The 7,761-nt window shown below is 66.7% G+C and carries 7 protein-coding genes and 1 pseudogene; all 8 read left to right on the top strand.

Features of this window, described 5'->3' with window-relative positions; translation table 11 throughout:
- Positions 1–808 (top strand): annotated as a pseudogene (locus tag ACRDUX_RS11335) (hypothetical protein); the annotation flags it as partial.
- 63 nt (positions 809–871) lie between these two features.
- Positions 872–1,840 carry a CobW family GTP-binding protein gene (locus tag ACRDUX_RS11330; protein WP_526413896.1) on the top strand — a complete coding sequence of 323 codons (969 nt, stop codon included), beginning with the start codon at positions 872–874 and terminating at the stop codon, positions 1,838–1,840.
- Positions 1,841–1,872: 32 nt separating this feature from the next.
- Positions 1,873–2,583, top strand: a complete 711-nt coding sequence (locus ACRDUX_RS11325) for a DUF4410 domain-containing protein (protein WP_526413894.1) — start codon at positions 1,873–1,875, stop codon at positions 2,581–2,583.
- A gap of 39 nt (positions 2,584–2,622) precedes the next feature.
- Entirely contained in the window at positions 2,623–3,099 is a 477-nt protein-coding gene (locus ACRDUX_RS11320) for a nuclear transport factor 2 family protein (RefSeq protein ID WP_526413892.1), read from the top strand.
- Positions 3,096–3,488, top strand: coding sequence for a nuclear transport factor 2 family protein (locus ACRDUX_RS11315; RefSeq protein WP_526413890.1), 393 nt, complete (start codon positions 3,096–3,098; stop codon positions 3,486–3,488). Before ACRDUX_RS11320 ends, ACRDUX_RS11315 begins: the two co-directional genes overlap by 4 nt.
- A 19-nt stretch (positions 3,489–3,507) precedes the next feature.
- The gene (locus tag ACRDUX_RS11310; RefSeq protein WP_526413887.1) at positions 3,508–5,241 is read left to right on the top strand and encodes a phytoene desaturase family protein; all 1,734 of its coding nucleotides are present in this window, start codon (positions 3,508–3,510) and stop codon (positions 5,239–5,241) included.
- Positions 5,238–6,905 (top strand): phytoene desaturase family protein, encoded by a 1,668-nt coding sequence (locus ACRDUX_RS11305; protein WP_526413885.1) that lies wholly within the window; start codon positions 5,238–5,240, stop codon positions 6,903–6,905. Before ACRDUX_RS11310 ends, ACRDUX_RS11305 begins: the two co-directional genes overlap by 4 nt.
- Before the next feature lie 154 nt (positions 6,906–7,059).
- Positions 7,060–7,761 (top strand): hypothetical protein (locus ACRDUX_RS11300; RefSeq protein ID WP_526413883.1); only part of this gene is annotated, 702 nt, incomplete at its 3' end.

The following is a 7,761-nucleotide window of genomic DNA, read 5'->3' as shown; positions in this document are numbered from 1 at the left end:
CGGCTACGAGGTCGAGGTCAACGAGTTCGACTATGAGGACGACAACGGCATCTGCTACGACAAGGATGGTGTCGTCATCCGGCACTGGCGTCGTGCGCACGGCAAGGATGGCGCCTCGGCCTACCGCCTCGACTGGAACGGTTTGTCGTTCGTCTGGACGGGCGATGGCCGGCCGGATGCCAACACCACGAAGTTCGCCAAGGGCGTCGACGTCTTCGTGTCGGAGCTGCAGCCCGACACCATGAACCTCCAGGCGCTGAAGTTCGGCATCCCACCGCTCATGGGGCTGGTCCCCATCGACGTCGCCCACACGGTGCACTACGCGGCGGGCTACGTGTTCAAGCAGGTGCAGCCGCGCCTCGCCATGGCCACGCACCTGTCCTACGATGAGGAGTTGGTCCCGGAAATGGTCGCCGGCGTGCGCGCGCACTGGGACGGCCTCTTCCAGTTCGGCGCACCGGACGGGGTGGTGGTCAATGTCACCAAGCAGGCCATCTGGACGCGCAAGGCGGCGCTGCCCGAATCGACCAACTTCGCCCGTCCCTCGGCGAAGGAGGCGATGGAGCTGTTCGACATCGGCCTCACCAACACCACCGTGAATTTCCCCAATGCACGGATCGAATCCTTCACGGAGATCGAGGGGCCGGTGCCGCGCAACGTCGAATACGATCCGAAGGACTACTATCCGCCGGATGTCTATCGCAAACCCGATCCGATCTGGCCCAAGAACTTCAAGATCGACATCAAGAAGATGGTGCGGGACAAAATCGTGGAGCGGATCAAGTACATCTTCGGCGGCGATGAGTAAGCGCCGCGTCACCGGTGAGACGGGCACATGAACCCCTCTGAACTGTGCGCGGCGCCGCAGGCGGTGCCGATCACCATCCTCACCGGCTTCCTCGGGGCGGGGAAGACGACGCTGCTCAACCGCATCCTGACGGGGGATCACGGGTTGCGCGTGGCGGTGCTGGTCAACGACTTCGGCTCTATCAATATCGATGCCGATCTGGTGGTCGGTGTGGAGAGCGACGTCATCAGTCTCGCCAACGGCTGCATCTGCTGCTCGATCCGCGACGACCTGGTCGCCGCGGTGACGCAGGTGCTCGAACGCCCCGAGCGCCCCGAGTACGTCCTTCTGGAAGCCAGCGGCGTGGCCGACCCGTCCGGGATTGCGGTGACTTTTACCGATGCCCGCTTCCGGGATCGCATCCGGCTCGACAGCATCACCTGCGTGATGGATGCGGAGCAGGTCTTCGCCGCACCCGAGCAGATGGAGCTCAAGCTCTGGCAGATCGGGTGGTCCGACATGCTGATTCTGAACAAGGTGGACCTGGTCGACCGCCAACAGATCGACAGGATCACCGCCTGGCTCGACGACCGGTTCCATCGCTACCGCCTCATCGAGTCGACGCGCTGCGACGTGCCGTTGGAGATCCTGCTCTCGGTCGGCCGCTTCGAGGCGGCGCGCTTGGATCTCCCCTCTCACGACCACGACGAGCACGACTGCCGAGACCTGCGCTGTCAGCGTCAGCCCGACGATGATCACTCGCACGCCTTCAGCACCTGGAGCTACGAGACCGAGCAGCCGCTGTCGCTCGCAGCGCTGCGCCAGGTCGCCGCGCGCCTGCCCGTGAACATCTACCGCTGCAAGGGGACCGTGCACAGCACCGAGGCGCCCGACCAGCGAGCGGTGCTGCAGGTGGTCGGCAGGCGGGTGGACATCGCGCTTGAGGACGCCTGGGGCGACCGCCCGCCGCGCACACGAATCATCGCCATTGGCGCCCACCGCACGCTCGATGACGCAACGCTACGGGAGAGCTTCGACCGCTGTAAGCAATAACGCATGCCGGCCAACCGGCCAAAGGAGGACCGATGAAGTCTGCCCACCACCGTCTGCCGTGTCTGTTCGCCGTGATGCTGGTCGCGGGATGCGCCTCGACCGACGTCACCAACCGCAAGATCAACGTAACCGAGAAGATCGCGCGACCCGCTCACATCTGGGTCTACGACTTCGTCTCGTCGTCGGCGGATGTTCCGGCCGACTCCGAGTTCGCCGGCAAGTATTCCGAACATCCCACGCCCCAGACCGCGGAGGAGATCACCGCCGGCCGTGAGGTGTCCGGTATCCTCGCGACGCAACTGGTGGCGGACATCCGCGACATGGGACTCCCGGCCGAGCGGGCGACCCCGGCGACGCGACCGCAGGTCAACGACATCGTCATCCGCGGCGCGCTGCTGGGGATGGACGCGGGCAGCGCCGCCAAGCGCGTCGTCATCGGCTTCGGCTCCGGGGCCTCCGAGCTGAAGGCGGCGGTGGCTGGCTTTCAGGTGACCGCCACGGGTCTGCGCCCGCTCGGATCCGGCGACGTGCAGGCCGGCGGGGGCAAGTCGCCCGGCGGGGCGATGGCCGTCGCCGGCGCCGCCGCGACCGGCAACCCCGTCGGTCTCATCGTCAGCACCGGCGCCAAGGTGTACGGCGAGGCGAGCGGCAACAGCAAGCTGGAGGGCCGGGCCAAGGCGGCTGCCAACGAGATCGCCGCCCAGCTCAAGCCGCGCTTCGAGAAGCAGGGCTGGATCGAGTGAGCGGTGAGTCGCGCAGCGCTGATCCCGTGAAAGGGGGACATGACGAATCCGACCCTCGATGAACGCATTCGACGGCTCGAAGACATCGAGGCGTTGAAACAACTCAAGAGTCGATACGCGGGCTACTGCGACGACGACTACGACGCGGATCGGCTCGGACCGTTGTTCACCCAGGACGCGATCTGGGACGGCGGCGTGCTGGGCCGGTACCAGGGGCGCGGCGCCATCCGCGCGTTCTTCGCCGGCGCGTCGAAGTCGATGCCCTTCGCGATTCACCACGTCACGAACCCCGTCGTCGAGGTCGATGGAGACCGCGCAACGGGCCAGTGGCATCTCTGGCAGCCCTGCGTCCACGCGGCCGGGGCCCAGGCGCTCTGGATCGCCGGCCGTTACCACGATGAGTACCGGCGTGAAGGCGGCGAGTGGCGGTTTGCGAAGGTCACCATCCGCCTGAACATGATTTCGCCGTATGAGGCGGGATGGTCTCGGGCGCGCATGATCGCGGTGCCGGCATGACGTCGACGGAGACGGCGAAGGCGTTCTACGAGCTGTTCGCCAGTGGAAGGATCGAAGAATTGATCGGGCGCTTCGTCGATGCGGATTCCGTGCTGGACAATCCGCTCCCCGACGCGATTCCGTTCGGCGGGCAATTCGCAGGGCCCGCCGGGTTCGCGGCGTACGCTCAGGCCATCGCGGCAGCAATCGACATCGAACAGTTCGAAATCGACGAGATTCTCGCGCAGGCGGACCGGGTCGTCGTGCTCGGTCGCGAGACCAGCCGCGTCCGCAATACCGACCGGCGCTACACGATGGCGTGGGTCCACGTGCTCACGGTGCGCGACGGACGCGTCCTCCGCCTGCGGGAGTACAACGATACCGGGGCGATGGACGCTGCCTTCGCGTGAGGCAACCCGTGGACGCGACATGAGCGAGGAGCGTCCGGAGTTCGACGTCATCGTCATCGGCGCAGGCGCAGCGGGTGGGTTGCCAGTCGGCGCCTATCTGCAGAAGGCGGGGGCGCGGGTGCTCTTGGTGGACGGGAACAACGCGCCGGGCATCCACTGTCAGAGCTACGAGTATCAGGGCGGAGCGCGGTGCGTCCCCTGCGCCGGTGGGTTTGCCGGCGGCATGATGCCGCTCTGGGACGACCTGGAACTCGAGGAGCACGGCGCGGAGCTGATCACCAATCGGCGGGTGTTCGGCTGCATCTTCCCCGACGACACCAGCCTGTTCGTCGGGCCCGACGCGCTGCGCACCCTCTGGGACATCGCTCGATTCTCCCTCAGAGACGCCTGGACCTTCGCGCGGATCGCCAGGCGCATGATGAAGACTCGGGTCGAGTTCAACGAACGGCTGATCTACTCGGAACCCAGTGCCGAGAACCTGCAGCGCGCGTTCGAGATCCTCGCCTACTGCTGTCGCCTGCCGGTCGGGACGGTTCGGAACATGAACGCCTTCGAGCTCCTCGACCACCTGTTCGAGGACCACCGTCTGAAGCAGGTGCTCTTTCAGCCGGGAGGGTCGGTCTGTCTCTTCAACCCCTGGAGCAAGGGCGAGGGAGCCTTGGGCGTCATGATGCTGCACTTCTGTGCCGGAGGTCAGCTGCGCGGATCGAACCGCACCCTCGTCGACGCTCTGGAGCGCGTGTTCTTTGCCCGCGGCGGCACGATGTGGCTCAACTCGCCGGTCGAACGGATCATCGTCGAAGACGGCGTCGCCATCGGCATCCGGATGAAGGGAAACGCGGTGATGTTTCCCGGCCAGGTCGTCACGGCCCGCAAGGCCGTGGTGAGCAACGTCGGAGTGATCGGCACGCGAGAGCTGGTGGGCGTGCACGAGATCGAGAAGGCCGACCCGACCCTCGCTGCCAGGATGCAGAACTGGGATGTCAAACACCGCCCGTCCGTGTGCACGGTCTGGAACCTCACGCGTCCGCCCCGCTGGAAGGCCGCGGCCAAGAACGCGTACTGCACGCGTGCCGATTGGGTCTACATCGGTCTGAACGGGATTGAAGACTGGGGGGCGTGGTTCCAGGCCCAACTCGATGGCGATGCGGAGAAGGCGTTCCAAGGCTGGTGGGAAACCTTCATTCCGGCCCTGATCGATCCCAGTCTTGCCGGCGCGGACGGGTCCGTCACCGTGCGCATCGAGTCCATCCATCCGCATCTCATGGACGAGGACGGCACCGTCGACGTCGCCGCCTGGGAACAACGAAAATGGGACATCGCCGAGCGGATGACGGACAAGTTGGAGGAGCTGGCCCCAGGCTTCAGGGACAGCATCATCGAGATCGTTCAATCGTCCCCGATCGACATCTGGCGGGCCGACCCGGCAGCGCATTGGGGGTGTGCTCCCGATGCCAACGTTCCCGGAGACAAGCTCACCCAGTGGTATGAGGACCGGCTTCCCTATCGCATGCCGATCAAGCAGATGTACGCCTGCAAGGGGACCTGGCCGATCGCCTTCACCTGGTGCGCGACGGGATACATCGCCGCGTGCATCGTCGCGGAAGACCTGGGGATACGTGACCAGGCGTGGTGGAACAGTCGGCCCGGCGACTACCTCGCACGGAACGGAAAGCGACTCATGAAGCGTGCCGATGAAGCGGCTGCCCATGCGCAGGTCACCTGGTTCAATGACCGGGCGCAGCGGCCGTGACCTCCGCGACGACACGAGCCGCGTGCGACGTGATCGTGCTCGGGGGCGGCGACAACGGATTGGTATGCGCTTCCTACCTTGCCAGGGCCGGGGCGAAGACGGTGCTGCTGGCGGGCCCTGGAGAATCGGACGTCATCGGCAATCTGCGCACCGAGGAATTCCAAGGCCCCTACCGCTTCGACCTGCTGCCCCCGTACATGCTGACCATGGGCGAGCGCGCGCCGTGCCACATCGATCTTCATCTCGCACAGCAGAGCCTCGCCTACGTCACGCCCGCGGTGCAGATTGCGTTTCACCACGCCGACGACCGCGCGCTCGTATTCCACCGCGATCCGGAGAAGTCCGCGGCGGCGGTCGCGCGCTTCAGCGCCGCGGATGCGCAGCGGTTCCTGGCCATGTACGGCGAGTTCCGCCTGCTGTGTGAGGAGATCCTGATTCCATCCCTGTACGCCCCAGACGGAGACACCGGCGTTGCGGCGCAGTTCGGCTCGACGGATCTCGGCAGGCGGCTGGCCGATCTGTCCGCGCGGACGCCGATCGACATCGTCGACGACTATGGGTTCGAGAGCCCCGCGGTCCGCGAGGCGCTCCTCTACCTGGCCACCTTTTGGGGGATCGATCCGGACGCAGCTGGGATCGGGCAGGTCGCCGTATTGTGGGTGTACTGCCTGCTGAACTCTTCGATCGTCCGGGCGGGGAACGTTGCCGCGGCTCGGGCACTGTATCAGTCCTTCCTGGCGAGCGGAGGCGATTCCCCGGGCAACGCCCGAGTCGATCGCATCCTGGTCGAGAACGAACGGGCGTCGGGCGTCCGACTCGAGAATGGCCGGGAGATCCGAGCCCGCGCGGTCGTGAGCACGCTGAACGCCGAGGAGACCTTCTTCGATCTCATCGGTGCGAACCAACTTCCCATCGGCATGGCCGAGGCGTGTCACGCCTGGCAGTGGCAGGAGGCTTCCATGCTCGGCTGCCACTTCGGATACCGGGGCGAAGCCCCGAGCTACCGCGCCGCCGCATTCGATCCCGACGCGAATGAGGCCTACCTCCACATCTTCGGAGTCGAGGAGGCCGGTGACGTCGAAGCCATCTGCGAGACGATCCGCGCCGGCGCGATCCCTCGAGGTCACGGACGGGCGATCTGCGCAACGCAGTTCGACGAGTTCCACGCCGGCTTCGGACAGGTCTATGGACCCCTGCAGACCCTGCGCTTCGACGTGCCGGTCCCCGTCCGCCTCACCGATGGCGAGTGGCACGACACCCGCGCGGCGTGCCGGCAGGCTGCGCTCGATCTCTGGCGGCACCACGCGAAGGGCGTCGTCGATGGACCCCTCTCGTACTCGGGTGTCGTGACGCCCGTCGATCTGCATCAGCGCCTGCCCAGCTTCAAGCTGGGCTCGTTCATGGGCGGCAAGTACACGATTGATCGCATGGGCTACGGGGGCATCAGGTCTGCCGGCTCGCGCTACCGCTCAGAGATCCCCGGCCTCTACATGGGGGGCGCCTCGACCCATCCAGCGGGGTTGATCCATTTCGCGGCTGGCTATAACGCCGCAGGCGTGATCGCGGGCGACCTCCAGCTCGACACCTGGTGGGACGAACCCGGCTCTGTCCGGGCAGCGCGGGAGAACGGCTACCTACCGGGCACACCCTCGCAGGGGCCGTGAAGGTACGGTATGACGATCGCGCTGCCGAGGTTGTCTCCAAGGTCGAGATGCTGACGAAGATGCACCACCGGGACTGTTCCTGCACCCACCGGCAGCGGTCGACCCAGCCGCCGCTGCGCCGGACGTGCCGCGCCGAGCGCCAATGAAGTGGCGCGTGCGCGTACTGAGGATCCTCGCGATCCTGATCCTGACCGTCGAGCTGAACGGGCGCTGCGCACCCGCCGGAGCGCAGGACACCGGGGCAACGGCCGCGCAACCCGCAGCGGGCGCCACCCCGCTGAGCGTGGGTGACATCGGCACGCAGGCCAGCGAGGTCGCGGCCGAGTTGCGCGCCATGCACGACGCCACCGCCGAGGGCGCGGCCGGCGAGGAGCTCGAAACGCAGGTCTTCACCTTCCGGCAGCGCGTCTCGGATCTCTGGACCCAGACCGACCATCTGCTCAGGGGAACGCTGCGGCGGGCGCCGCTGACGGCGATCGCCAGCTCCTGGCGTACGCTGCGGATCGAGCTCGTCGGCCTGCAACGCCAGGTCGACGGTTACGCGCAGCGGGACGAAGCCGATCTCCAGGCGCTCGAGCGGTTGCGGGAGACGTGGAGCTGGACCCTCGATCGCGCGCGCCGCGTCGAGGCACCGGACACGAGCATGGCTCGCATCGGAGCGATGCTCGATTCGATCGGCGCGACGCGGGTGCAGGTCGAGCGCCATCGCACCCGCCTGCTCGCGCTGCAGGACAGCGTGGCGCGATCGCTGGCGGACGTCGACGCCGCCGCGGTGCGCGTCGCCGACGCCCGCCATCAATTGCTCGCCCACGTCTTCACCGAAGCCCATCCGCCGATCTGGAGGATCGCTCAGCAC

This window comes from Mycobacterium sp. (assembly GCF_050701675.1).
Lineage (GTDB): Bacteria > Actinomycetota > Actinomycetes > Mycobacteriales > Mycobacteriaceae > Mycobacterium.
Note: the sequence above shows the minus strand (reverse complement) of the source record. Positions and strands in the feature narration are given on the sequence as shown.

What these genes read in the sequence shown, in the direction of transcription:
- ACRDUX_RS11325 (WP_526413894.1), top strand. Translation starts at nt 1,873, where the DNA reads ATGAAGTCTGCCCACCACCGTCTGCCGTGTCTGTTCGCCGTGATGCTG.
- ACRDUX_RS11320 (WP_526413892.1), top strand. Translation starts at nt 2,623, where the DNA reads ATGACGAATCCGACCCTCGATGAACGCATTCGACGGCTCGAAGACATC.
- ACRDUX_RS11315 (WP_526413890.1), top strand. Translation starts at nt 3,096, where the DNA reads ATGACGTCGACGGAGACGGCGAAGGCGTTCTACGAGCTGTTCGCCAGT.
- ACRDUX_RS11310 (WP_526413887.1), top strand. Translation starts at nt 3,508, where the DNA reads ATGAGCGAGGAGCGTCCGGAGTTCGACGTCATCGTCATCGGCGCAGGC.